Genomic DNA, 24,564 nt, shown 5'->3' with positions numbered 1-24,564 from the left:
GCGCGGGGCGTGTCCGTCACCATGACGCCCCCGGATGGCTGCGGTGCAGGTGCTGCATCTCGGCGAGCAGCCTGCCGAACGACTCGGTGTGCAGGCCCTGCCGGCCGGCTCCCGCCGCCCAGGCGCCGGTGCGCGGGCCTTGGGGGAGCGCGAGTCCGGCCCGCTCCAGTACGCCGCCCACGGCGGCCAGCCAGCGGCCCTCCAGAGCGGCCCAGTCCACGCCGTCGATCCCGTCCACCGGCTGGAACATCTCGCCGGTGTACTTCCACAGCGCGTCCAGGGCGGCCCGCATGCGGGCGCGGCTCTCCTGCGTGCCGTCGCCGAGCCGCAGGGTCCACTGCTCGGCGTGGTCGCGGTGGTACGCGGTCTCCTTGACGGCCTTGGCCGCCAGCGGGGCGAACGGGCCGTCGCCGACGGCCAGTTCCGCGTAGAGCTCGTGCTGGTGGAAGGAGAAGTAGAGCTGGCGGGCGATGGTGTGGGCGAAGTCCCCGTTCGGCTGCTCGACCAGCTGGAGGTTGCGGAAGGACCGCTCCTCGCGCAGGAAGGCCAGCTCGTCCTCGTCGCCGGCCATGGACAGCAGGACGCGGGCCTGGCCGAGCAGGTCGAGCGCGATGTTCGCGAGGGCGACCTCCTCCTCCAGGACGGGGGCGTGACCCGCCCACTCGCCGAGGCGGTGGGAGAGGATCAGCGCGTCATCCCCCAGCGCGAGGGCCGCCGACGCCGTGACATCGAACGCGGTGACATCGAAAGAAGTGACATCGGTGCTGGTCACAGGTGGTGCACCCCCTCGGGGATCTCGTAGAAGGTCGGGTGCCGGTACGGCTTGTCGGCCGACGGGGCGAAGAACGGGTCCCGCTCGTCCGGCGAGGACGCGGTGATCTCGGTGGAGGGCACCACCCAGATCGAGATGCCCTCGCCGCGCCGCGTGTAGAGGTCGCGGGCATTGCGCAGGGCCATCTCCGCGTCGGGTGCGTGCAGGCTGCCCGCGTGCGTGTGCGAGAGGCCGCGGCGCGAGCGCACGAACACCTCCCACAGTGGCCAGTTCTGCGTCATACCCCTGCCTCCTCGTTCGTTGCCGTGCTCTGTACGGCGGTGTGTGCGGCGGTCTGTGCGGTGTGCTTCTCCGCGTACGCCGCGGCCGCCTCGCGGACCCAGGCGCCTTCCTCGTGGGCCCGGCGCCGCTGGCCGATCCGCTGGTCGTTGCACGGGCCGTTGCCCTTGAGCACGTCCCAGAACTCCGCCCAGTCGATGGCGCCGAAGTCGTGGTGCCCGCGCTCCTCGTTCCACGTGAGGTCCGGGTCGGGCAGCGTCAGGCCGAGCGCCTCGGCCTGCGGAACGGCGATGTCAACGAAGCGCTGGCGCAGCTCGTCGTTGGAGTGCCGCTTGATCCGCCATGCCATGGACTGCGCGGAGTGCGCCGACTCGTCGTCCGGCGGGCCGAACATCATCAGCGAGGGCCACCACCACCGGTTCACGGCGTCCTGGGCCATCGCGTGCTGCGCCTGCGTGCCCTTGGACAGGGCCATGAGGAGCTCGAAGCCCTGGCGCTGGTGGAAGGACTCCTCCTTGCAGATCCGGACCATCGCGCGGGCGTACGGCCCGTACGAGCAGCGGCAGATCGGCACCTGGTTGGTGATCGCCGCGCCGTCCACGAGCCAGCCGATCGCACCGACATCGGCCCAGGTCAGCGTGGGGTAGTTGAAGATCGAGGAGTACTTCTGCTTGCCGGAGTGCAGCTTGTCGAGCAGCTCGTCGCGGCTGGTGCCGAGGGTCTCGGCGGCGCTGTACAGGTAGAGGCCGTGGCCGGCCTCGTCCTGGACCTTGGCCATCAGGATCGCCTTGCGGCGCAGCGAGGGCGCGCGGGTGATCCAGTTGGCCTCGGGCTGCATGCCGATGATCTCGGAGTGGGCGTGCTGGGCCATCTGGCGGACGAGCGAGGCGCGGTACGCCTCGGGCATCCAGTCGCGCGGCTCGACGCGCTCGTCGGCCGCCACGGCGGCGTCGAAGGCCGCCGCGAGCTGTGCCCCGAGGTCAGCCCCGAGGCCCGTGTCCTGCCCCGTTTCCGGGGTCACTGCCACCATCCCGGCCCCCTGCCAGAGATTGTTGACCGCCCGACCGACCGATCGTTCGGTTCGTACTCTTCAATGGTGGGTCGGCGGCCCGTAGGGTGTCAACCTCTGAGGTCAACCCTGTGGACGCCGGATGATCGGGGCGGGATGGATTCGAACGAGCGCGAGCCCGCGGAAGGGGCTGTTCCGCCGGTCGATCCACCCGTCGTCCCGTCGCCCCGTCCGGCCGCCCGTCCGCCGGCCGACGGGCCGGCCGACGGGCCGGTCGAACCGCCGGCCGGACCGCCGGCCGACCCGGCGCCGCCCCGGGCGCCCGGGATCGCGGGCCTGTCCGCCCCGTACCGGGTCGTCACGGCCCTCGCCCTGGCTGCCGTGGCCCTGGCCGCCTGCGGGCACCTGGCGCTGGTCTTCCTGCACGTCGCGCCGTCCAACACGGTGAGCAAGCAGCACGCGCAGACGGTCGACGACTGGATCTACCCCGAGTTCGAGCAGAACTGGAAGCTCTTCGCCCCCAACCCGCTCCAGCAGAACATCGCGGTGGAGGTACGGGCGGAGGTCCGCACGGCCGGCGGCGGGCCGGTCGCGGGCGGCTGGCGCGACCTGTCCGCGGAGGACGGCGCGGCCATCCGGCACAGCCTGCTGCCGAGCCATGTGCGGCAGAACGAGCTGCGCCGGGCCTGGGACTTCTTCACCGGCTCGCACGACGACGACAACAAGCCGATCGGCGAGCGCGGGGAGCTGTCGGAGCAGTACCTGCGGCGGATCGCGCTGGACCGGCTCGCGGACGACGGGGTCGCCGCGGGTGAGATCCTGCGGATCCAGCTGCGCTCGGCGACGCGGGCGGTGGCGGCGCCGCCGTGGAGCGACGAGAAGACCGACACCCAGACCTACTACCGGGAGCTGCCGTGGTGGACGGTGTGAGGCGGGCACGGGCCGCCGCCGGCCGGGCGGTCGCACAGGTCTCCGGACAGGCGCTGGGCCCGTACCAGAGCGCCGTCGTCCGCATCGGGTTCTCCGCGACCTGGCTGTTCTTCCTGCTGCGGGAGTTTGCGAACCGGCACGAGCTGTACGGGCCGGACGGGCCCTGGAGCTTCGGGCTGGCGGAGCGGCTGATCGACTCGAACCACGCCTTCACGGTGCTGATGTGGTCGGACTCGGCGCTGTGGTTCGAGACCGTCTACGCGGTGTCGGTGCTGTCGAGCGTGCTGCTGATGCTGGGCTGGCGGACGCGCGCGATGTCCGTGGTGTTCATGGTCGGGGTGCTGTCGCTGCAGAACCGCAGTGTGTTCATGGGCGACGGCGGGGACAACGTCGTCCACCTGATGGCGATGTACCTGGTGCTGACGCGGTGCGCCCGGGTGTGGTCGCTGGACGCGCGGCGCGCACGGCTGCGGGGTTCGGCGGCTGCGGGGGCGGCCGGGCCGGTGCTGTGGGGTGTGCTGGGCGCGGTGTTCGCGTACGGGGCGGTGACCGCTCGGTTCGGCTACGGCTGGCTGGCGGCCTTCGCGGCGCTGTGGGTGGTCTGCGCGGTGTGGTGGATGGTGGACCGGTACGAGCCGGAGGGGGAGGGGCGGGCGGTCCTCGACGTCCTGGCGAACCTGGTGCACAACGCGGGGATGCTGGTGATCATGGGGGAGGTCTGCCTGATCTACGCGACGGCCGGCTGGTACAAGATCCAGGGCTCGCGGTGGCAGGACGGCACCGCGCTGTACTACCCGCTCGGGCTGGACTACTTCACGCCGTGGCCGGGGCTGTCGTCGGTGGTGGCGGGGAGCGGGACGGTGGTGATGCTGCTGTCGTACGGGACGGTGGTGGTGCAGGTCGCGTTCCCGTTCACGGTGTTCAACCGGCGGGTCAAGAACGTGCTGCTGGCGCTGATGATGCTGGAGCACGCCGGGATCGCCGTGCTGCTCGGGCTGCCGTTCTTCTCGCTCGCGATGATCGCCGCCGACGCGGTGTTCCTGCCGACCGGCTTTCTGGTCTGGCTCGGCGCCAGGGCCTCCGGCCGGGTGGGCCGGGCGGCTCGTTCGCCGGTTCCGGCGCATGCCGAGGCGGTCCTGGCGCGGGGGGAACCGAGCCCGAGCGTGCGCTGACCGCTGCGCGGTGCCTTCTCCCCGCCCCGCCCTTTCTCCGTTTCCCGGGGCACGGCCCCGGACCCCGTTCGGGTGCGGCCCGGTTGCGGGGGCGCTGCCCCCGAGCCCCCGCGCCTCAAACGCCGGCGGGGCTGGATTGGCTCGGTGGCGCGTGTTGGGGCGGCGGGGCTGGAGTGGCCCCGCGGTGCTGGATGGGGCGGCGGGGCTGGATTGGCTCGGTGGTGCTGGTTGGGGGTGGCGGGGCTGGATTGGCCCGGTGGCGCGGGTTGGGGTGGCGGGGCTGGAGTGGCCCGGCGGCGCAGGATTGGCCGGCGGGGTGGCCGGGCGCGGGGAAGAAAGCCCAGGCCGTGGGACCGTAGGCTCCCGGTATGAGTGAGCAGACTGGGCGGGAGTGGCGGGACGCGGCCGAGCGGGGGGACCTCGTGCTCCTCGACGGGTTCCATGCGCTGAAGCACGCCCTGCGCTTCGGGGCCGACGTGCAGGCCGTCGTCGCCGACGACCCCGACGCGGTACTGGCGCTGGCGGACGAGCTGGCTCCGGACGTGGCGGGCGAGGTCGGGCGGCTGGTGCGCAAGGCCGAGCTGCGCACGCTGCTCCCCCGCGTCCACCCCACGGGGGTCGCGGCGCTGGCGGTACGGCCCGACCGCGCCGAAGGGCGGGCCCGGCTGGAGCGGCAGCCCCGGACCGCGCCCGTCGTCGTGCTCGACAACCCCCGCAACCTCGGCAACGTCGGCGCCGTGGTCCGGCTCGCCGCGGGCTTCGGCGCCACCGGCGTGGTGACCCGCGGCGACCTCGACCCCTGGCACCCGAACGTGGTCCGGGCCGGGGCCGGGCTGCACTACGCCACCACGGTCGACCGCGTCGAGATCGACACGCTGCCCGCCGGGCCGGTGTACGCGCTCGACCCGGAGGGCGAGGACATCCGCGCCCTCACCCTCCCCGACGACGCCCTGCTGGCCTTCGGCTCGGAACGCCACGGCATCTCGCCCGAGCTCCGCGCCCGCGCCGACCACCTGGTGTCCCTGCCGATGCGCCCGCAGGTCTCCAGCTACAACCTGGCGACGAGCGTCGCGATGACCCTGTTCCACTGGGGCGGACCCAGGGGCTGAGCCGCCGGGCCCGGCAGGCCCGTCAGGCCTGGCGGCGGATTTCGACCATGCGGAAGCGGTTCGAGACGAAGGCTCCGTCGCACAGGGCCGCGTTCGCCGCCGGGTTGCCGCCCGAGCCGTGGAAGTCCGAGAAGGCCGCCGTCTGGTTGACGTAGACCCCGCCCGTCAGGTTCAGCGACAGCTGCGCCGACTCCTCGAGGCAGACCTCCTCGATGGCCCGCTCGGTGTCCGCGGACGTCGTGTACGCGCCGACCGTCATCGCGCCCTTCTCCCGGATCGTGCGGCGCAGGAGGTCCAGGGCGTCCGCCGTGGAGTCGACGGCCACGGCGAAGGACACCGGGCCGAAGCACTCCGAGAGGTACGGGGCCGAGTCGTCCGCCGCGTCCCAGTACTTCCGTGCGCCGTCCAGCTTGACCATCACCGGCGTGCGCACGACGGCGTCGGGGAACTCCGGGTTCGCCACCTCGCGCGAGGCCAGCGCCACCTCGCCGAGGCCGGTCGCGGACTCCAGGCGGGCCTTGACGTCCGGGTTGACCAGCGCGCCCAGCAGCGCGTTGGCCCGGGCGTCGTCGCCCAGCAGGCCCCCGACCGAAGCGGCGAGGTCGGCGACGACCTCGTCGTACGACTTGTGGCCGGCGTCCGTCTCGATGCCGTCCCGCGAGATCAGCAGGTTCTGCGGGGTGGTGCACATCTGGCCGCTGTACAGCGACAGCGAGAAGGCCAGGTTGGACAGCATGCCCTTGTAGTTGTCGGTGGAGTCCAGGACGACGGTGTTGACGCCGGCCTTCTCCGTGTAGACCTGGGCCTGGCGGGCGTTGGTCTCCAGCCAGTCGCCGAACTCGGTCGAACCGGTGTAGTCGATCAGCTTGATCTCGGGGCGGACGGCCAGGGTCTTGGCGATGCCCTCGCCGGGCCGCTCGACGGCCAGCGCCACCAGGTTCGGGTCGAAGCCCGTCTCGGCGAGGACCTCGCGGGCCACCTTCACCGTCAGCGCCAGCGGGAGCACGGCGCGCGGGTGCGGCTTGACCAGCACCGCGTTGCCCGTGGCCAGGGAGGCGAACAGGCCCGGGTAGCCGTTCCACGTCGGGAACGTGTTGCAGCCGATCATCAGGGAGACGCCGCGCGGGACGGCCGTGAAGGTCTTGCCCAGCTCCAGCGGGTCCTTCTTGCCCTGCGGCTTCGACCAGTCGGCCCGGCCGGGGACGCGGGTCTGCTCCTCGTACGCGTACGCCACCGCCTCCAGGCCGCGGTCCTGCGCGTGCGGGCCGCCCGCCTGGAACGCCATCATGAAGGCCTGGCCGCTGGTGTGCATGACCGCGTGCGCGAACTCGTGGGTCCGCGCGCCGATCCGGGCCAGGATCTCGATGCAGACCAGGGCGCGCGCCTCGGGGCCGGCGTCCCGCCAGGCGCCCATGCCGGCCTTCATCGCGGGCAGCAGTACGTCGGGGTCGACGTGCGGGTACTCGACGCCCAGCTCGGGGCCGAACGGGGACACCTCGGCGCCGGTCCAGCCGTCCGTGCCGGGCTGGCCCAGGTCGAACCGGGTGCCGCGGACGGCCTCGAAGGCGGCGAGTCCGTCGGCGGGCGCGGTCTCCCCGTAGGCCTTGGGGTGCTCCGGATGCGGGGACCAGTAGGCGCGCCTGCGGATGGCCGCCAGGGCCTGGTCCAGGGTGGACCGGTGCTTGTCGGACAGCTGGGGGACGGTGAGCTCGGCGGCCATCAGGGACCAACTCCTCGTTGAGCCGGGCAAGATCAGGCTGGGTCTCAGACCTGAGATCAGGCAGGGGCGGGTGAAGAAGAGCAGACTGGAGTTAGAGTAACCGAACGATCGGTCGGGACAAGAGGGCCCGGCAGACCTGTGGATAACCCGGTGCGGGAGGATCAGGGCATGACAGCAATCGAGCGGTCCCGCACTGTGGCGGTCGTCGGCGCCGGCACCATGGGGCAGGGCATCGCCCAGGTCGCCCTCCTCGCAGGCCACCGGGTGCTGATCTACGACATCAACACCGCTCTCGCCGCGGGTGGCGTCGGCATCGTCCAGGACCGCGTCGACCGCATGGCCGCCAAGGGCCGCCTCGACCGCGCCGAGGCCGAGGACGCGATCGGCCGGATCGATGCGGCCTCCGACCTCGCCGAGCTCGCGGGTGCGGCGCTCGTCATCGAGGCCGTCGTCGAGGACGCCGCCGTCAAGCGCGCGCTCTTCGAAGCGCTCGAAGGGGTGGTCGCGCCGGACGCCCTGCTGGCCACCAACACCTCCTCCCTCTCCGTCACCGAGCTCGCCGCCGGCCTCGCGCACCCCGGCCGCTTCCTCGGACTGCACTTCTTCAACCCGGCCCCGCTGCTCCCGCTCGTCGAGGTGGTCAGCGGTTTCGCGACCGACCCGGCCGCCGCCGAGCGTGCCTACGGCACCGTGCTGGGCTGGGGGAAGACGCCGGTCCGCTGCGCCGACACCCCCGGCTTCATCGTCAACCGGATCGCCCGCCCCTTCTACGCCGAGGCCTTCGCGGTCTACGAGGAGCAGGGCGCCGACCCGGCCACCATCGACGCCGTGCTCCGCGAGTGCGGCGGCTTCAAGATGGGCCCGTTCCAGCTGACCGACCTGATCGGGCAGGACGTCAACGAGGCCGTCACCCGCTCCGTGTGGGAGTCCTTCTTCCGCAGTCCCAAGTTCACCCCGTCCCTCGCGCAGCGCCGGCTGGTCCAGTCGGGCCGCCTGGGCCGCAAGTCGGGGCACGGCTGGTTCCCGTACGGCCCGGACGTCCAGGCTCCGGCCCCGCACACCGCCGGCCCCGAGGACGCTCCGGAGAAGGTCACCGTGGTCGGCGACCTCGGTCCCGCCGCCGGGCTCGTCGAGCTGCTGGAGGAGGCCGGGATCGCGGTCACGTCCACCGAGCACGGGGGCCCGTACATCCAGCTGCCCGGCGAGGGCCAGCTGGTGCTCGCGGACGGCAAGACCTCGATCGAGTTCGCCGACGTCGTCTACTTCGACCTCGCGCTCGACTACCGCGGCGCCACCCGGATCGCGCTGTCCGCAGGCGAGGACACCGGCGAGCGGACCCTCGCCGAGGCGATCGGCCTGTTCCAGAAGCTCGGCAAGCAGGTCTCCGTCATCGGGGACGTGCCGGGCATGATCGTGGCGCGCACGGTCGCGATGCTGATCGACCTGACCGCAGATGCCGTCGCGCGCGGCGCGGCCACCGCCGAGGACATCGACACGGCGATGCGGCTCGGCGTCAGCTACCCGATGGGCCCGGCCGAATGGCACGACCGGCTCGGCCGCGACTGGGCGTACGACCTGCTGCACCACCTTGACGAGCGCTGTCCCGGCGGCCGCTACGCGCCCTCGCTGGCGCTGTTCAAGCTCGGCTACGCGGAAGGCGACGAGGACGCGGCGGAGGAGACTGCATGACCACCGTCAGGCGGGACACCTACACGCCCGAGACGCTCCTGTCGGTCGCCGTCCAGGTCTTCAACGAGCGCGGATACGACGGCACCTCCATGGAGCACCTCTCCAAGGCGGCGGGCATCTCGAAGTCCTCGATCTACCACCACGTGGCGGGCAAGGAGGAGCTGCTGCGCCGGGCCGTCAGCCGCGCGCTCGACGGGCTCTTCGCCGTGCTGGAGGAGCCGGGAGCGGTACGCGGCCGGGCCGTCGAGCGGGTCGAGTACGTCACGCGGCGCACGGTCGAGGTCCTGGTCGCGGAGCTCCCGTACGTGACGCTGCTGCTGCGGGTCCGGGGCAACACCCGGACCGAGCGCTGGGCCCTGGAGCGCCGCCGCGAGTTCGACCACCAGGTCGCGGAGCTCCTCAAGGCCGCGGCGGCCGACGGGGACCTGCGCGCGGACGTGGACATCCGGCTGGCCACCCGCCTGCTGTTCGGCATGGTGAACTCCCTGGTGGAGTGGTACCGCCCGCACCCCGGCACGACCGTGGACCAACTGGCCGACGCCGTCGTCCACATGGCCCTGGACGGCCTGCGGACCGTGCGCGGCTAGAGAGCGGGCACGATCCGTACGATCCGGCCGCATATTTTCTGATGAATCGCTGTGCGAACTCTGTACGATGAGCAAGCTTTCGAACGCGTTCAAGCAGCTATAGAAAATGGGGGGCCGGTGCGCAAACACCGTCTCGTACTTTCCGCCGCCGCAGTTGTCGCCGCGGCCGGCATCAGCCTGGGCATGATCCCGGGCATGGCCCAGGCGGCCGGCCCGGCCGCACCGGCGGCCAAGGGGGTGTCCGCTCCCGCAGTGGACCTGGGCAAGCTCGGTGCATCCGACGTCAAGACCTTCCACAGCCCCGCGGAGCACTCGGTCCGCAAGGCCCTGCCGACGGCCAAGGGCAAGGCCGCCGCAACCGCTCAGAGCACCGCAACCGCTCAGAGCGCCGATGCCGCCGGCGCCGTCGCCGCCGGCAACCCGGACCTCGGCCTCGTCCTCAACGCGACGAGCATCTCCGCGCACGGTGTCGAGCTCAAGACCACGGTCCTCAGCTCCCCGGGCGCCACGCTCCGCGTCACCTACGACTGGGGCGACGGGACGACCGGCGGCGCAGACGCCTCCCCCGGCCAGGAGGTGTCGCTCAAGCACAGCTACGCCGAGCTCGGCGAGTACAACGTCAAGGTCACCGTGACGGACGCCGCGAACCAGGCCGAGGTCGTCAACGAGCTCCCGCTGTCGACGGTCGGTTCGGACTTCACCCCGTACGCCCCGACCCGTCTCCTGGACACCCGGACCGGCACCGGAGCCCCGATGGGCATGGTCGCCCCGTACGCCTCGACCAAGGTGAAGATCGCCGGCAACGGCAAGATCCCGGCGGGGGTCACGGCCGTGGCCCTGAACGTCACCGTCACCAACACCTCCACGCCCGGGCACGTCACGGCGTTCCCGAGCGGTGCCACGCGTCCGACCACTTCGAACCTCAACTTCGAAGCCCGTCAGACCGTCCCGAACCTGGTGGTCGTGCCCGTCGGCAAGGACGGCTCCGTCGAGCTGTACAACGGCGGCTGGGAGCCGGTGGACCTCATCGCCGACATCACCGGCTACTTCACCCACACCGCGGCCAGCGGCTACACGCCGATGGCCCCGGTCCGCGCCGTGGACACCCGCTCCGGCCAGGGTGCGCCCATGGGCCAGGTCGCGGGCCGCGGCACGATCGGCGTCCAGCTCGGCGGCTCGTTCGTGCCCGGGAACGCCACCGCCGTCGCGCTGAACATGACCGCCACCAACCCGCGTCAGGACGGCCACCTCACGGCCTACCCGAGCGGCCAGCAGGCCCCGAACACCTCGAACGTGAACTTCGTGGCCAACCAGACCGTCGCCAACTCGGTGATCGTCCCGATCGGTCCCGACGGGAAGATCAACATCTTCAACGGCGCCTGGGCGGGGACCGACGTCATCGTCGACGTCGTCGGCTACTACAGCCCCGACAGCTCGGGCTCCTTCATGGCGGTCGACCCGCACCGGATGCTCGACACCCGTGCCTGGGGCAACGGGCCGATGTACGCCCGGGGCTACATCTGGATGCCGCTCTCCCACGGGGAGGAGGGCATCGCGGGCTACGTCCTGAACACCACGGTGACCAACACCAGGGACAGCGGGTTCCTCTCGGTCGCGCCGGACTCGAACACGCCGGACCAGTACCACGACCACACCGAGGTGCAGCTGACGCGTCCCACCGCGTCCACCCTGAACTGGACGGCCGGCAAGACCGTCCCGAACCTGGTCCAGGCGAGCTCCGGCGGCGTCAACGGAGTCGTCGACTTCTGGAACCAGAGCTGGGACACCACCGACCTGATCGTCGACATCTTCGGCTACTACGAGACCAAGTGATCCACCCGTAGGGGCCTCGCACAGCGCCCCGGGACCGGCCTTCCAGGCCGGTCCCGGGGCGCTGTGCCGTCTGCGGCGGGTCCGCCCGGGTGTGGGGGCCCGCCGGGGGTCCGGGGCCCCCGGAGGGCCCGCCGGAGGGCCCGCTACTCCTCGGAGATCGCCGGGCCGCCGTTCGGGCCCGGGGCCAGCAGGTCCGTCTCCTCGAAGACCAGGAGGGTGCGCGTCGAGAGGACCTCCGGGATGGACTGGAGGCGGGTCAGGACCAGCTCGCGCAGGGTGCGGTTGTCCGGGGTGTGGACCAGGAGCAGGACGTCGAAGTCGCCGCTGACCAGGGCGATGTGGGCCGCGCCCGGGAGCTCGCGGAGCTTCTCGCGGACCGTGCGCCAGGAGTTCTGGACGATCTTCAGGGTGATGTACGCGGAGGCGCCCTGACCTGCTCTTTCGTGGTTGACGCGGGCCGTGAACCCGCGGATCACCCCGTCGTCGATCAGCCGGTTGATGCGGGCGTAGGCATTCGCGCGCGACACGTGGACCTGCTCGGCCACGGACCGTATCGACGCGCGGCCGTCCGCCTGGAGCAGGCGCATGATCGAACGGTCGATGGGGTCCAGGGGGCGGGGCGGGACCTGTGGGCCCTGCGGGCCCGCGGGGGCACCCCCCGGGGGGACCGGTGCGGAACCCGGCGTGGAACCCGATGCGGCCATTTGTTCATCCGGCATTGCCCACTGCCTCCCTCTTCTGGACGTCCTGCACCCATCCCAGGGCCCCGGCGCCAGTTTGTCCACAGCCTGGAGCCGCCTGTAGCCAAATTGCGCCATCGACCGAACAATCGGTTGGTGAGGCGCCTCACTCCCCCCGGCCACCGCCGGGTGCTCCCGCCGCGCCGCCCTGCCCGCTTCCCACGAGGAGGTGTACGCCGCCATGACGGTCCAAGAGCTGCCCGGTGCCGGTGCGTCCCACCGGTCCACCCCGCCGCCCGCCTGGAGGCCCCGTACGGATGCCGCCCCGCTGCTCCCGGACCCGGAGCCGTACCGGGTGCTGGGCACGCCGGCCGCCGAGAAGCTCGATCCCGAGCTGATGCGCCGCTGCTACGCCGAGCTGGTGCGCGGCCGCCGCTACAACGCCCAGGCCACTGCCCTCACCCGGCAGGGCCGGCTCGCCGTCTACCCCTCCACCGTGGGCCAGGAGGCCTGCGAGATCGCGGCCGCGCTGGTCCTGGAGGACCAGGACTGGCTGTTCCCGAGCTACCGCGACACCCTCGCGGCCGTGGCGCGCGGACTCGACCCCGTCCAGGCGCTGACCCTGCTGCGCGGCGACTGGCACACCGGCTACGACCCGCGCGAGCACCGGATCGCCCCGCTGAGCACCCCGCTCGCCACCCAGCTGCCGCACGCGGTCGGCCTGGCGCACGCGGCCCGGCTGCGCGGCGACGACGTGGTCGCCCTCGCCCTGGTGGGCGACGGCGGCACCAGCGAGGGCGACTTCCACGAGGCGCTGAACTTCGCGGCCGTCTGGCAGGCCCCGGTGGTCTTCCTCGTCCAGAACAACGGATTCGCGATATCCGTCCCGCTCGCCAAGCAGACCGCCGCCCCCACCCTGGCCCACAAGGCCGTCGGGTACGGGATGCCCGGCCGCCTCGTCGACGGCAACGACATCGCCGCCGTGCACGAGGTGCTGTCCGAGGCCGTCCGGCGGGCCCGGGCCGGCGGCGGACCGACGCTGATCGAGGCGGTCACGTACCGCATCGAGGCCCACACGAACGCCGACGACGCGACCCGCTACCGCGGCGACGCCGAGGTCGAGGCGTGGAAGGCGCACGACCCGGTGGAGCTGCTGGAGCGCGAGCTGACCGCGCGCGGGCTGCTGGACGCGGCAGGCATCCAGGAGGCCAAGGACGCCGCCGAGACGATGGCCGCGACGCTGCGCGAGCGGATGAACGCCGAGCCCGTGCTCGACCCGATGGACCTGTTCGAGAACGTCTACGCGGAGCAGACCGGCCGGCTCCGCGAGCAGGCGGAGATGCTGCGCGCCGAGCTCGAGGCGGAGGAGCAGTCGTGACCACGGTGGCCGTGAAGCCGGCGACGATGGCGCAGGCCCTGGGACGGGCCATGCGCGATGCGATGGCCGAGGACCCGACGGTCCACGTCATGGGCGAGGACGTCGGGACGCTGGGCGGGGTCTTCCGGATCACGGACGGCCTCGCGAAGGAGTTCGGCGAGGAGCGCTGTACGGACACGCCGCTCGCGGAGGCCGGGATCCTGGGCGCCGCGGTGGGCATGGCCATGTACGGGCTGCGGCCGGTCGTGGAGATGCAGTTCGACGCGTTCGCGTACCCGGCGTTCGAGCAGCTGATCTCGCACGTGGCGAAGATGCGCAACCGCACGCGCGGCGCGATGCCGCTGCCGATCACCATCCGGGTGCCGTACGGCGGCGGGATCGGCGGGGTGGAGCACCACAGCGACTCCTCCGAGGCGTACTACGTGGCCACCCCCGGCCTGCACGTGGTGACCCCGGCGACCGTCGAGGACGCGTACGGGCTGCTGCGCGCCTCGATCGCGAGCGACGACCCGGTGGTCTTCCTGGAGCCGAAGCGGCTGTACTGGTCGAAGGCGCAGTGGAACCCCGAGACGCCGACGGCCGTACCGGGGATCGGGAAGACACTCGTCCGGCGTACCGGCACGAGCGCCACGCTGATCACGTACGGGCCCTCGCTGCCGGTGTGCCTGGAGGCGGCCGAGGCGGCGCGCGAGGAGGGCTGGGACCTGGAGGTCGTGGACCTGCGCTCGCTCGTCCCCTTCGACGAGGAGACGGTCGTGGCGTCCGTACGCCGCACCGGGCGCGCAGTGGTGGTCCACGAGGCCAACGGCTTCGCCGGACCGGGCGCGGAGCTCGTCGCCCGCATCCAGGAGAAGTGCTTCCACCACCTGGAGGCGCCGGTGCTGCGGGTGACGGGCTTCGACATCCCGTACCCGCCGCCGATGCTGGAGAAGCACCATCTGCCCGGTGTGGACCGGATCCTGGACACCGTGGCCCGCCTGCAGTGGGAGAACTGATGCCGCAGGTAATGGAGTTCAAGCTCCCCGACCTCGGGGAGGGACTGACCGAGGCCGAGATCGTCCGCTGGCTGGTGGCGGTGGGCGACGTCGTCGCCATCGACCAGCCGGTGGTCGAGGTCGAGACGGCCAAGGCGATGGTGGAGGTTCCGTGCCCGTACGGCGGTGTGGTCACCGCCAGGTTCGGGGAGGAGGGCACGGAACTCCCCGTCGGAGCACCGCTGATCACGGTGGCGGTGGGTGCGGGGGCGGACGAGGCGGTGGAGCCCGAGGAATCCGGCTCGGGCAATGTCCTCGTCGGCTACGGGACGGACCACTCGCGCACGGCGCGTCGGAGGCGGGTGCGACCTGCCTCCGCAACGCCGGCTCCTGCTGCTGCTCCCGCACCCGTGGCCGCTCCCGTCGCGGCTGCGGCGGCTGCTCCTGTTGCGGCTCCCGTCGCGGTTCCCGTCGCTTCCGGGCCCGTCGCGGTGATCTCGCCTCTGGTGCGCAAGCTCGCCCGGGACCACGGGATCGACCTGCGCGCGCTGCACGGGTCCGGGCCCGAGGGCCTGATCCTGCGCTCGGACGTCGAAGCGGCGCTCCGCGCGCCGGAGCCGGTGGCCGTCCCCGCTTCCGCCCCCGCGGCGGCCGCGGTGAGCGGTGACCGGATTCCGCTGAAGGGCCTGCGGGGCGTGGTGGCCGAGAAGCTGTCGCGCAGTCGCCGGGAGATCCCGGACGCCACGTGCTGGGTCGACGCCGATGCGACCGAGCTGATGGCGGCGCGGGCCGCGATGAACGCCGCGGGCGGGCCGAAGATCTCGGTGCTCGCGCTGCTGGCCCGGATCTGTACGGCCGCGCTCGCGAAGTACCCGGAGCTCAACTCGACCGTGGACCTGGCGGCGAACGAGATCGTGCGGCTGCCGTTCGTGCACCTGGGCTTCGCGGCGCAGACGGAGCGCGGCCTGGTGGTCCCGGTGGTCCGGGACGCCCAGACGCGGAACCCGGAATCGCTGTCGGCCGAGTTCGCCCGGCTCACGGAGCTGGCCCGGACCGGGAAGCTGGCACCGGCGGACCTGACCGGCGGGACGTTCACCCTGAACAACTACGGGGTGTTCGGCGTCGACGGGTCCACGCCGATCATCAACCACCCGGAGGCGGCGATGCTCGGGGTGGGCCGGATCGTGGCGAAGCCGTGGGTGCACCAGGGCGAGCTGGCGGTCCGCCAGGTCGTGCAGCTGTCGCTGACGTTCGACCACCGGGTGTGCGACGGCGGCACGGCCGGAGGCTTCCTCCGGTACGTCGCCGACTGCGTGGAGTCCCCGGCGGTGCTGTTGCGCTCGCTGTGACCGCGCGGCCGTGCCCTGCGGGGTGACGGCATTACGGCGCCCGTACCGGGAGCTGCGGCGGGGTCCGGTCCGCATGGCGCAGGACGGCCTTGACCGTGGCCCCGGACGGGGCCGGGCGGAGGGCGGCGTTGCGCAGGGACACCGCCACCGGGTGGGTCAGCCGGTGGCCCAGCCGGCCGGCCTGGCGGGCCGCCCGGGCCACCACGCCTTGTCGTCCATGACGACCCGCCCGGCGTTCTCGCGCGGGACGAGGCACCTGCTCCAGGGCGCCCCGGTCCCCCGGGACGCCCCGGTGGGGCTCATCGCCGCCGCGCTCAGACAGCAGCCGGGCGGCCGTTCAGGCGGCCGGGCCGCTCAGGTGGTCAGCAGGAGCTTGCCGACGTGCGTGCTCGACTCCATGGTCCGGTGCGCCTCGGCCGCGTCGCGCATCGGGAACGCGGTGTGCACGACCGGGCGGATCCGGCCCGCCTCCACCAGCGGCCACACGTGCTCCCGTACGGCGGCGACGATGGCCGCCTTCTCCTCCAGCGGCCGTGCCCGCAGCGAGGTCGCCGTGATCGCCGCTCGCTTCGCCAGCAGCGCGCCCAGGTTGAGCTCGGCCTTCACCCCGCCCTGGAGTCCGATCACCGCGAGCCGTCCGTTCACGGCCAGGGCGTCCAGGTTCCGGGCCAGGTACTTCGCGCCCATGATGTCCAGGATCACGTCCGCGCCGGCGCCGCCCGTCGCGGCCCGCAGCTCCTCCACGAAGTCCTGCTCGCGGTAGTCGATCAGGATGTCCGCGCCCAGCTCCTTGCAGCGGGCCAGCTTCTCCGGGCCGCCGGCCGTCACGGCCACCGTCGCGCCGACCGCCTTCGCCAGCTGGATCGCCATCGTGCCGATGCCGCTGGAGCCGCCGTGCACCAGCACCGTCTCGGCGGGGCGCAGACGGGCCACCATGAACACGTTCGACCACACGGTGCAGACCACCTCGGGCAGCGCCGCGGCCGTCACCAGGTCCACGCCGGCCGGGACCGGCAGCAGCTGGCCCGCCGGGACGGCCACCCGCTCCGCGTACCCGCCGCCGCCGAGCAGCGCGCACACCTCGTCGCCCACCGCCCAGCCGGACACCCCCGGCCCGATGGCGGCGATCCGCCCCGAACACTCCAGGCCGGGATAACGGGAGGCGCCGGGCGGGGGATCGTAGAACCCCTGGCGCTGGAGGATGTCGGCGCGGTTCACGGCGCTCGCCGCGACGTCGACGAGGACCTCGCCCTCGCCGGCCACCGGATCGGGTACCTCGGCCCAGACGAGGGCCTCGGGGCCGCCGGGCTGTTCGATGGTGATCGCATGCATGGCCCGGAGAGTACGCCACCTCCGCGCCGGGTCGGCTAGTCCGCAGGTCCCCGTGTCACCGGCGGCGAGGCGAACGGCGTCGCCCGCACGATGGTGATGAGACGGTCCGTCAGCTGCAGCGGGCTCGCGTGCGGGTCGTCGTACGCGAGCAGCCGGTGGCCGCGCAGCACGCTCACCACCAGGTCGTCCGTCTCGCGTACGCCCTTGCCGACCTCGGCCTTCCGCACGGGCCGTTCGGCCAGGTCGAGCCCGCTGCCCTGGTGGATCAGGCCCTCCATCACCGTGCCTGCGCTGGGGCTCAGCACCGAGAGCCCCAGCAGCCGGCCCCGCTCTCGCTCGTCAACAGGCGTTTGCCGACCTGCCGGAGCGGCTTCTCCACGACGCGCTTGGGCAGTTTGACGCGCCGTGAGACGAGCTTCTCGTCGGCGCCCCGGGCCATCGCGTCCTGGCCGTGCAGTTTCACGTGAAACATCCTCCGGAGACCCACGGCAGATCGAGGATCTCCAGGTCCTGCCCGTCGTGCGCGCCGTGCGGCGGTACGACGGCCAGCCCGTCGGCGGCGGCCACGCCGCGCAGCATCGCGGGGCCGTTGTAGCGCAGCGGCACGGCGTGCTCGTCGGTCAGCAGGACGGGCACGAGCCGGGTGTCGTACGGGTGGCCGGGTACGTCGCCCTGCACCGGGACCGTGTACCGGGGGCGCTGGCGGCGGCCGGCGAGGGCGCGCAGCAGCGGTTCGGCGAGGGTCAGCAGCCCGGAGACGGCGGCGAGCGGGTTGCCGGGCAGGCCGACCAGGTGGCGGACCGAGTCATGGCCGGGGCCCCCGTCGCCGAGCCGGGCCAGCAGCATGGGGTGCCCGGGGCGTACGGCGACCCCGTCGACCAGCAGCTCGGCGCCGGCCTCGCGCAGGACGGGGTGGACGTGGTCGACCGGGCCGGATGCGGTGCCGCCGGTGGTGAGGACCAGGTCGGCGTCGGAGCCCGTGACGGCGTCCAGCAGGGCCTTGGCCCCGGCGGGGTCGTCGCCGAGCCGCCGGGTGGCGGTGACCTCGGCGCCGAGCCGGGTGAGCCAGGGGCCGAGCATGGGGCTCAGGGCGTCCCGGATCAGGCCGTCGTGCGGGCGGCCTTCGGTGAGCAGCTCGTCGCCGAGCACCAGGATCTCGACGCGGGGCCGGGGCCGGGTGGTGAGCTCGTCGTACCCGGCGGCCGCGGCGAGGCCCAGGACGGCCGGGGTGACGAGGGAGCCGGCGGGCAGCAGCAGGTCGCCGGAGCGGCATTCCTGGCCCCGCGGGCGGATGTCCTGGCCGGTGAGGACGGTCCGCTCGGCGTACAGCTGGGTGCCGGACTCGCGGGAGTGCTCGCTGCGGATCACCGCGGTGGTGTCGGCGGGGATCCGGGCGCCGGTGGCGATCCGTACGGCCTCGCCGTCGGCCAGCGGCTCGGGGCGGTCGGTGCCGGCCAGCACCCCGCCGCCGGGGCGGACGGTCCAGGGGCCGGGGCCGGCGACGGCCCAGCCGTCCATGGCGGAGGTGTCGAAGGACGGCAGATCGGTGAGGGCGTCCAGGGACTGGGCCAGCACCTCGCCGAGCGCGTCGGCGAGGGGGACCCGGTGGGTCTGGGGCCGGATGCCGGAGCCGGCCCGGGCGGCGGCCTCCCGGGCCTGCGGCCAGGCGGCGGCGCGGTGGCCGCCGGCCGCGCCGGACCGGGGGTCGCGGTTGACCAGGGCCAGGGCCTCGTCGAGGGCCTGGAGGGCGTGGTCGGCGTCGGTGGGGGTCATCCTGAACCGTTCTGTTCGGCCTCGGCCTCGGCCTCGGCGGCCCAGCGCAGCGCCAGGTCGGCGGCCTTGCGGGAGGCCTCGGCGACGGCGGTGGCCGGGTCGGTGCCGGTGGCTTCGGCCTGGGCGGCCGCGTAGCCGACCAGGAAGGTGGTCAGGGGGGCGGCGGGGCGGGCGACGCCGTGCGCGGCGTCGCGGGCGAGGTCGAGCAGGGTCTTGGTGTCGACGGCGACGTCGATGCCCAGCTCGGTCTTGACGGCGGTGATCCATTGGTCCAGCACGGTTCCATGCTCCCTGATCCTGGCGCGGGCGGCTGCGAGATCGTCCCAGGTGTCGCAGTCGAAGGAGGCGAGTGGCGCAGTGTCCGTCACCTTGGCCAGATCCAGCTCGGCGGTGAGGGCGCGCAGCGGGAGCCCGGAGAGACTGCCGTGCTCGGTCGCCAGGAGGGCGATCTCGCGGCGCAGGGGTTCGGCGCGGTAGGCCGCGACGAGGGGCTGGTCGCGGCCGGCGGGATCGCGCAGCAGGGCGCCGTCGCCTTCGGGGGCGGGGGCGTGGAGGAGGGTGTGGACCGTGGCCCGGTCGAGGAACGGGAGGTCGGCGGAGAGCACGAGGACCAGCTCGGCGGTGGTCTGGCGCAGACCGGCGTCCAGGGCGGCCACGGGGCCGGCGCCGGGCGGGTCCTCGAGGGTCCAGCGGACCGGGCGCGCGGTGGGGCGGCGGCCGCCGACCACGACGGTGGTCGCGGCGTCGGCGCAGGCGTCGAGGACACGGTCGAGGAGGGCGCGGCCGCCGACGTGGAGGGCGGGTTTGTCCGCGCCTCCGAGGCGGCGGGCCGCCCCGCCGGCCAGGACGATTGCGTCGTAGCTCATGCCCCCGAGTATGCGCGGGCCATGTTCCCTGCGGGGAGGAGCACTTACCCGGTGCTTGCCCACGGCGTGACCCGGGGCCCGGCCTCGGCCGGGCCCCGGGGGTGCCGCGGTTACAGGTAGGGGCCCGAGCGGATGGCGCCGTGGACGTCTTCCTCGTCCGTCGGGGCGCCCGGCGGAAGGGCCCGGCGCATCTGCTCCAGCTGGGCCCGCGCGGCCATCTGCTGCGCGAACAGGGCCGTCTGGATGCCGTGGAACAGGCCCTCCAGCCAGCCCACCAACTGGGCCTGCGCGATGCGCAGTTCCGCCTCGGACGGAATGGCCTCCTCCGTGAACGGCAGGGACAGGCGCTCCAGTTCCTCGACCAGTTCCGGAGCCAGACCGTCCTCCAGCTCCTTCACGGACGCTGCGTGGATGTCCTTGAGACGGACCCGGCTGGCCTCGTCCAGAGGTGCGGCGCGTACCTCTTCCAGAAGTTGCTTGATCATGCTGCCGATCCGCATGACCTTGGCGGGCTGTTCGACCATCTCCGTCACCGGGACCTCGCGCGACTCGTCATCGGCGCCGCCGACCGCCATCCCGTCCTGCCCCACGATCAGGACGTGCGGGGGGCTGTCCTGCGACCGTTCACTCCTCGGCATCTCCATGCCAGTCATTCTCTCGCACGCCTTCGTACTCACACGGTGTGCCCCCGTACGGGCGTGATCCACCCTGTACGGGGGCGTGAACGCACAGTGACCGTCAGCCTGCTGCGCGCCGGGCCAGGGCGCCGCTGGACTTCGTGACCAGGGCCGCCAGCAGGGCCGCGCCCAGCGGGACCACGATCAGCAGCCCGCCGAGGGTCTCCCACGGCACCGCGATCGGCACGTACAGCACGTCGTCCGCGCCGCCGGACATCTCCATGAGGTGTTCCGTCTCCCGCCGCTGGACGAGCCGCAGGCCGACCGCCGGCAGGATGCCCGCCGCCGAGCCCAGGACCACGCCCATCAGGGCCACCACCCCGCACTGGAAGCCGCTGAGCGTGCGCCGCACCCGCGGCGGCGCGCCGACCGCCGCCAGGGTCTTCAGATCGGCCTCGGCATCGGCCTGCGCGAGTCCGGTGGCGATGCCGGCCGCGCCGATGGTGACGAGGCCGGCGAAGACGGTGAGGGCCAGCAGGGCCACGTCGGCCTTGGCCTGGTAGCCGGCCTCGATGGTGACGGGGGCCTCGACGCCGATCTGGTCGATCCGCCCGGCCACCCGCTGCCGCTGCTTGCTGGTGGCCTGTCCGTCCAGGGTGAAGTACGAGGCGAACGGCAGGGTGGTCAGCCCGGCGCTCTTGGCAGCGGCGGGCGGCAGGATGAGCTCGATGCCGTACCCCTCCGTGGTGTCGGACGTCTGGTGGACGGCGAAGACCTTGTCCTCCCCCTTCGGATCGACACCCCGCTCGAAGCTGCCGCCGTTCTTGTTGTCGATCAGCCGCACCGTGACCTTGTCGTCCTTGACGTTGTTCTTCTCGAAGGAGACGCCCTTGCCGGCCTTCAGGGCGGACACCGCGCCCGGATCGGTGACCGCGAGCGCCGTCAGCAGCTTCTCGTCGGCGACGACCACGGCGAACTGCGCGGAGTGGCGCTTGAATTGGCACCGAGGGTCCTTGCGCAGCGCCTTCGCCTCTGCCGGGCTGAACGAGGAGGGCCCGTTCTTGGCCTCGTAGAGCGGGCAGCGCTGCTCCTTGGGCCGCATGATGTCGGCGCGGCCGCAGCCTTCGGAGCGGGCGAACTGCTCGCAGCCGGGCTTGCCGTACGTGATGTAGTCCACGTCCGCCCTTACGGACAGCGGGAGTTCCTGCGTCAGGGCCTCGCGGACGGCGGGCATGTCCTTGGTGCGGCCGAGCTCGTGGAGCGCCACCATCCCTGCGCCGGCCGGGAGATCGGCGACGTACTCGTGGCGGGCCTGCACCTCCATGCTGTGCTCGTACGTGGCCACGGCGACGGTGCCGGCGACGGCGGCCAGGACGGCGGCCACGGCGGGGGCCGTACGGCCCCGGTTGCGTACGGCGTCGCGCAGCGCGAGCCGCGGCGACAGCGGCAGCCAGCGCCCGAGCCGCCCGAACAGGCCGACCAGCACCGGGGTGAGGGCGACGATGCCCAGCTCGGCGATGGCGCTGCCGCCCGCGACGACGGTGGCGCCCATCCGGGAGGCCGTGCCGTAGAGGGCGATCGCGGCGCCGGCGGCGAGGGCGATCAGGCCGATGACGGGCAGCACCCGGTTGGACCGGCGGACACCGCGGCGGCCGGTCAGGGAGGCCAGCACGGTCTGCCGGGAGGCGGTGACGGCAGGGACGATCGCGGCCAGCAGGCCGGTGACGACGGCGAGCAGGGCGATGCCGAGGATTTCCAGCGGGCGGAACTCGAAGCCGCCGAAGCGCAGGCCGAGATACTCCTCCAGCACCGGCCGCAGCCCCACGGTGAGGGCGACGCCGATGACCGTGCCGCTGACGGCGGCCGCGGCGCCGATCACGAGGCCGCCGGAGAGCACGATGGCCCGGATGTGGCGCCGGTCGCCGCCGTTGGCGCCGACCAGGCCGAGCTGGCGGCGCGAGCGCCGGGCGCCGACCGCGAAGGCCGGACCGGCGAGCAGGCAGATCTCCAGCATCGCGAGGCCGACGACGGTGGCCAGGACTGCCAGTTCCGTGGTCGGGAGCTTGTCGTTCGGGCTGTAGTAGCCAAGCTCCTTCTGCTGGACGATGTACGGCACCTCGGAGTCGGCCGGCGGGTCGAGGTGCACGGCGCGGGAGACGACCTGCACGCTCTTCGCGTTGAGCTCCTTGACCATGTTCCACGTGAAACCATCGCCGCCGACCTTGACCAGGTAGGTGTCTTGAGCGACCACCCCCGGGGCCCCGGAGGCCTGGAGGGCCTTGTCGAGCGGGGTCATCAGGGTTCCGGGCGGGGCGAGGATCTCGGTCTTCTTGAGCTCGGAGGGCAGCTCGTACGCGCCCACGATCCGGTACCAGGTGTCCGAGCCGCGTGCGCGGAACTCGGAGCCCACGAAGAAGCCGGACTCCTTCAGGAAGGCGGTCGTGGCGACGACCTCGCCCGCCTCCTGGGCCAGCCGTCCGCGCTTCACCGTGATCATGCCCTTGACCAGCGGGTCGGCCGCGTCGATCTCGCGCAGATCGGTGTCCAGCAGGCCGTACCGGGTGCGGATCTTGGCGTGCGCCGTGCTGTCCTTGAGGAACTGGGCACCCGGCGGGATCACCGAGGTGAGGCGCTTCGGATCCGGCTCCGAGGTGGGGTCGTACTTGTCGTAGCCGCCCACGGGCGTGGAGTTCCCGCCCGAGGTGTCCTGGTAGACGGGCCCGGAGAGGCCCGAATCGCTCAGCCGGGCATCCGCCGCGCCGATCTGACGGGAGACGGACTGCTCGGGGGTGAGCTGCGCACTGCGCAGGGTGAGGTCGGCGGCGCTCACGCCGATGATCGGCAGGGCGATCATCGCGAGGACGAGGACGCTGCGGCCCTTGGCCCGCCAGGCGTCGCGGCGGGCGATCCGGATGGCCGCGATCCACGCGTGGTACGAGAACTTCACCGGCCGGCCGCCTGCCCCGAGAGCAGCGAGTCGGCCTGGCTGCGCAGGGTCTCGTCGACCACGCTGCCGTCGCGCAGGAAGACCACGCGGTCCGCCCAGGCCGCGAACCGCGGTTCGTGGGTGACGAGGATGCCGGCGGCGCCCGCGTCGCAGCGCGAGCGCAGCAGGGCGAGGACGGATTCGCCGGTCTCGGAGTCGAGGGCGCCGGTGGGCTCGTCCGCGAGGACCAGGCGGCGGTCGCCGACGAGGGCGCGGGCGATGGCCACGCGCTGCTGCTGGCCGCCGGACATCTCGTCGGGGAAGCGGTCGGCGAGCTGCCCGAGGCCCATCTCCTCCAGTGCCGCCAGCGCGGAGACGCGGGCCTTGCGGGCGGAGGTCCCGTCGAGTTCACGGGGCAGGGCCACGTTCTCCGCGGCGGTGAGCGCCGGGATCAGGTTGTAGTCCTGGAAGACGTACCCGATGCTGCGGCGGCGCAGCGCGGCCAGTTGCCTGCGGTTCGCGGTGGTGATGTCGGTGCCCTCGACGATGACGTGGCCGCTGGTGGGCGTGTCGAGGCCGCCGGCCAGGGTGAGCAGCGTGGACTTGCCGGAGCCGGAGGGGCCCATGACGGCGACGAGTTCGCCGGGGTACACGGCCAGGTCGATGCCGCGCAGGGCGTGCACCTCGGTGGCGCCGCTGCCGTGCGTGCGGGTGAGCTTGTCGAGCTGCAGGACGGGCTGGGCGGGCCGGGCGGGCGGTACGGGCTGTATGTGGGGTGCGGACTGCTGGTCAGGCATGGAGGTCCCCCCTGGGACGGTGGTGGCGTCAGCTCCGCGGCGTGCGGGAGGCGCGGGGCTGCGGTGCGGTGACGGCGACGGTGTCGGTGACGGCGACGGTGTCGGCGGCCTGCGGCGGGTCGGACTCGGCTCTCCGGTCGGCCGGCAGGGAGAGCCGTACGAGCCGTGCTTCCGAGTGGTCGAGCCAGCGGGCCTCGGCCTCGGTCTGGAAGATCAGCTGTTCCAGGACCAGCAGCCAGGCCACGTCGTCGCGCTCGCGGGACTTCCCGCTCTCGATCGCGGCGAGCGCCTGCGCCTTGAGGCGGGTGTAGTCCTGCATCGCCTTGATCGTGGCGTGCCGCTGGGCCTGGATGACGGCGCGGATGTCCACGCCGGGGGCGCCGACGGCCATGGCGAGCTTGATGGAGAGCTCGTCGCGGGGCGGGTTGGTGCGGTCGACCGGGCGCTCGTACCACTGGTGCAGTTCGGCGCGTCCGGAGTCGGTGATGGCGTACAGGGTGTGCCCGGCGGCGTCCTCGCCACCGGGTGCGACGAGGCCGTCGCGTTCCAGGCGGGCGAGGGTGGTGTACACCTGCCCGACGTTGAGCGGCCAGGTGGAGCCAGTGCGGGATTCGAACTCGGTACGCAGCTGAGAGCCGTACCGAGGGCCTCTTTCCAGCAGGGCGAGAAGGCCGTGGCGGATTGACATACTCAGTATGTATACCGAGTATGCCGGGAGCCGCAACCGTCCTGAGGCGTAGGCCGGAAGGGGGAGGAGGGGCCCCGCGTCCCG

The 24,564-nt window shown here is 73.0% G+C and carries 22 protein-coding genes and 2 pseudogenes; 9 read left to right on the top strand and 15 right to left on the bottom strand.

All coding sequences use genetic code 11. The features are described from left to right. Positions 1–16: 16 nt before the first annotated feature. Genes paaC through paaA form a run of 3 tightly spaced genes read right to left on the bottom strand, consistent with a single transcriptional unit; the run spans position 17 to position 1,958 of the window. Entirely contained in the window at positions 17–772 is a 756-nt protein-coding gene (gene paaC, locus AB0I68_RS06635) for a 1,2-phenylacetyl-CoA epoxidase subunit PaaC (RefSeq protein WP_363176090.1), read from the bottom strand. Continuing rightward, a complete protein-coding gene (paaB, locus tag AB0I68_RS06630) occupies positions 769–1,053 on the bottom strand; it encodes a 1,2-phenylacetyl-CoA epoxidase subunit PaaB (RefSeq protein ID WP_030292728.1) in 285 nt (94 codons plus the stop codon). The genes paaC and paaB overlap by 4 nt, the downstream gene beginning before the upstream one ends. Continuing rightward, positions 1,050–1,958, bottom strand: coding sequence for a 1,2-phenylacetyl-CoA epoxidase subunit PaaA (gene paaA / locus AB0I68_RS06625; RefSeq protein ID WP_363176117.1), 909 nt, complete (start codon positions 1,956–1,958; stop codon positions 1,050–1,052). The genes paaB and paaA overlap by 4 nt, the downstream gene beginning before the upstream one ends. Before the next feature lie 258 nt (positions 1,959–2,216). On the opposite strand from paaA, the gene AB0I68_RS06620 reads away from it, so the two are divergent. The 3 genes from AB0I68_RS06620 to AB0I68_RS06610 all read left to right on the top strand — a co-directional run bounded on the left by AB0I68_RS06620 (position 2,217) and on the right by AB0I68_RS06610 (position 5,271). Continuing rightward, entirely contained in the window at positions 2,217–2,990 is a 774-nt protein-coding gene (locus AB0I68_RS06620) for a DUF5819 family protein (RefSeq protein ID WP_363176089.1), read from the top strand. Further along, positions 2,975–4,162, top strand: a complete 1,188-nt coding sequence (locus tag AB0I68_RS06615) for an HTTM domain-containing protein (protein ID WP_363176088.1) — start codon at positions 2,975–2,977, stop codon at positions 4,160–4,162. Before AB0I68_RS06620 ends, AB0I68_RS06615 begins: the two co-directional genes overlap by 16 nt. A gap of 368 nt (positions 4,163–4,530) precedes the next feature. Further along, the gene (locus AB0I68_RS06610; protein ID WP_363176087.1) at positions 4,531–5,271 is read left to right on the top strand and encodes a TrmH family RNA methyltransferase; all 741 of its coding nucleotides are present in this window, start codon (positions 4,531–4,533) and stop codon (positions 5,269–5,271) included. Positions 5,272–5,293: 22 nt separating this feature from the next. Here the strand turns inward: AB0I68_RS06610 and paaN are convergent, their stop codons facing one another. Beyond that, positions 5,294–6,991, bottom strand: coding sequence for a phenylacetic acid degradation protein PaaN (gene paaN / locus AB0I68_RS06605; protein ID WP_363176086.1), 1,698 nt, complete (start codon positions 6,989–6,991; stop codon positions 5,294–5,296). Positions 6,992–7,159: 168 nt separating this feature from the next. On the opposite strand from paaN, the gene AB0I68_RS06600 reads away from it, so the two are divergent. The 3 genes from AB0I68_RS06600 (at position 7,160) to AB0I68_RS06590 (ending at position 11,100) form a co-directional block, all read left to right on the top strand. Next, a complete protein-coding gene (locus tag AB0I68_RS06600; protein ID WP_363176085.1) occupies positions 7,160–8,680 on the top strand; it encodes a 3-hydroxyacyl-CoA dehydrogenase in 1,521 nt (506 codons plus the stop codon). Then, a complete protein-coding gene (locus AB0I68_RS06595; RefSeq protein WP_363176084.1) occupies positions 8,677–9,267 on the top strand; it encodes a TetR/AcrR family transcriptional regulator in 591 nt (196 codons plus the stop codon). Before AB0I68_RS06600 ends, AB0I68_RS06595 begins: the two co-directional genes overlap by 4 nt. Positions 9,268–9,384: 117 nt before the next feature. After that, positions 9,385–11,100 (top strand): PKD domain-containing protein, encoded by a 1,716-nt coding sequence (locus AB0I68_RS06590; RefSeq protein WP_363176083.1) that lies wholly within the window; start codon positions 9,385–9,387, stop codon positions 11,098–11,100. A gap of 143 nt (positions 11,101–11,243) precedes the next feature. On the opposite strand, the gene AB0I68_RS06585 is transcribed toward AB0I68_RS06590, so the two are convergent. Next, positions 11,244–11,819 (bottom strand): Lrp/AsnC family transcriptional regulator, encoded by a 576-nt coding sequence (locus AB0I68_RS06585; RefSeq protein ID WP_363176082.1) that lies wholly within the window; start codon positions 11,817–11,819, stop codon positions 11,244–11,246. Positions 11,820–12,021: 202 nt separating this feature from the next. On the opposite strand from AB0I68_RS06585, the gene pdhA reads away from it, so the two are divergent. From pdhA to AB0I68_RS06570, 3 genes are read left to right on the top strand one after another with little or no spacing between them, the layout of a single operon-like run. Next, the gene (gene pdhA / locus AB0I68_RS06580) at positions 12,022–13,158 is read left to right on the top strand and encodes a pyruvate dehydrogenase (acetyl-transferring) E1 component subunit alpha (protein ID WP_363176081.1); all 1,137 of its coding nucleotides are present in this window, start codon (positions 12,022–12,024) and stop codon (positions 13,156–13,158) included. After that, the gene (locus AB0I68_RS06575; RefSeq protein WP_363176080.1) at positions 13,155–14,153 is read left to right on the top strand and encodes an alpha-ketoacid dehydrogenase subunit beta; all 999 of its coding nucleotides are present in this window, start codon (positions 13,155–13,157) and stop codon (positions 14,151–14,153) included. The genes pdhA and AB0I68_RS06575 overlap by 4 nt, the downstream gene beginning before the upstream one ends. Beyond that, the gene (locus AB0I68_RS06570) at positions 14,153–15,481 is read left to right on the top strand and encodes a dihydrolipoamide acetyltransferase family protein (protein WP_363176079.1); all 1,329 of its coding nucleotides are present in this window, start codon (positions 14,153–14,155) and stop codon (positions 15,479–15,481) included. Before AB0I68_RS06575 ends, AB0I68_RS06570 begins: the two co-directional genes overlap by 1 nt. Before the next feature lie 31 nt (positions 15,482–15,512). Here AB0I68_RS06570 and AB0I68_RS06565 read toward each other — a convergent pair. The 10 genes and pseudogenes from AB0I68_RS06565 to AB0I68_RS06520 form a co-directional block, all read right to left on the bottom strand. Beyond that, a pseudogene (locus AB0I68_RS06565) lies at positions 15,513–15,683 on the bottom strand (FAD-dependent oxidoreductase); the annotation flags it as partial. A 152-nt stretch (positions 15,684–15,835) separates the two neighbouring features. Further along, complete coding sequence (locus AB0I68_RS06560) at positions 15,836–16,813, bottom strand: NAD(P)H-quinone oxidoreductase (protein WP_363176078.1); 978 nt, start codon at positions 16,811–16,813, stop codon at positions 15,836–15,838. Between the two features lie 35 nt (positions 16,814–16,848). Then, positions 16,849–17,139 (bottom strand): annotated as a pseudogene (locus AB0I68_RS06555) (Ion channel protein); the annotation flags it as partial. After that, on the bottom strand, positions 17,112–17,276 hold the full coding sequence (locus tag AB0I68_RS06550; RefSeq protein WP_363176076.1) for a hypothetical protein: 165 nt from the start codon (positions 17,274–17,276) through the stop codon (positions 17,112–17,114). The pseudogene AB0I68_RS06555 and the gene AB0I68_RS06550, both read right to left, overlap by 28 nt. Further along, a complete protein-coding gene (locus AB0I68_RS06545; RefSeq protein ID WP_363176075.1) occupies positions 17,273–18,586 on the bottom strand; it encodes a molybdopterin molybdotransferase MoeA in 1,314 nt (437 codons plus the stop codon). Before AB0I68_RS06545 ends, AB0I68_RS06550 begins: the two co-directional genes overlap by 4 nt. Next, positions 18,583–19,452, bottom strand: a complete 870-nt coding sequence (locus AB0I68_RS06540; protein ID WP_363176074.1) for an NTP transferase domain-containing protein — start codon at positions 19,450–19,452, stop codon at positions 18,583–18,585. The genes AB0I68_RS06545 and AB0I68_RS06540 overlap by 4 nt, the downstream gene beginning before the upstream one ends. Positions 19,453–19,562: 110 nt before the next feature. Further along, positions 19,563–20,096 carry a bacterial proteasome activator family protein gene (locus AB0I68_RS06535; RefSeq protein ID WP_363176073.1) on the bottom strand — a complete coding sequence of 178 codons (534 nt, stop codon included), beginning with the start codon at positions 20,094–20,096 and terminating at the stop codon, positions 19,563–19,565. Positions 20,097–20,190: 94 nt separating this feature from the next. Further along, positions 20,191–23,016, bottom strand: coding sequence for an ABC transporter permease (locus tag AB0I68_RS06530; RefSeq protein ID WP_363176072.1), 2,826 nt, complete (start codon positions 23,014–23,016; stop codon positions 20,191–20,193). Next, on the bottom strand, positions 23,013–23,792 hold the full coding sequence (locus AB0I68_RS06525) for an ABC transporter ATP-binding protein (RefSeq protein ID WP_363176071.1): 780 nt from the start codon (positions 23,790–23,792) through the stop codon (positions 23,013–23,015). Before AB0I68_RS06525 ends, AB0I68_RS06530 begins: the two co-directional genes overlap by 4 nt. Before the next feature lie 28 nt (positions 23,793–23,820). Further along, on the bottom strand, positions 23,821–24,480 hold the full coding sequence (locus AB0I68_RS06520; RefSeq protein ID WP_363176070.1) for a PadR family transcriptional regulator: 660 nt from the start codon (positions 24,478–24,480) through the stop codon (positions 23,821–23,823). Positions 24,481–24,564 lie beyond the last annotated feature (84 nt).

Origin of the sequence: Streptomyces sp. NPDC050448 (genome assembly GCF_040655295.1) — a bacterium.
Classification (GTDB): Bacteria; Actinomycetota; Actinomycetes; order Streptomycetales; family Streptomycetaceae; genus Streptomyces.
This window is presented reverse-complemented; position numbering and strand designations above follow the sequence as displayed.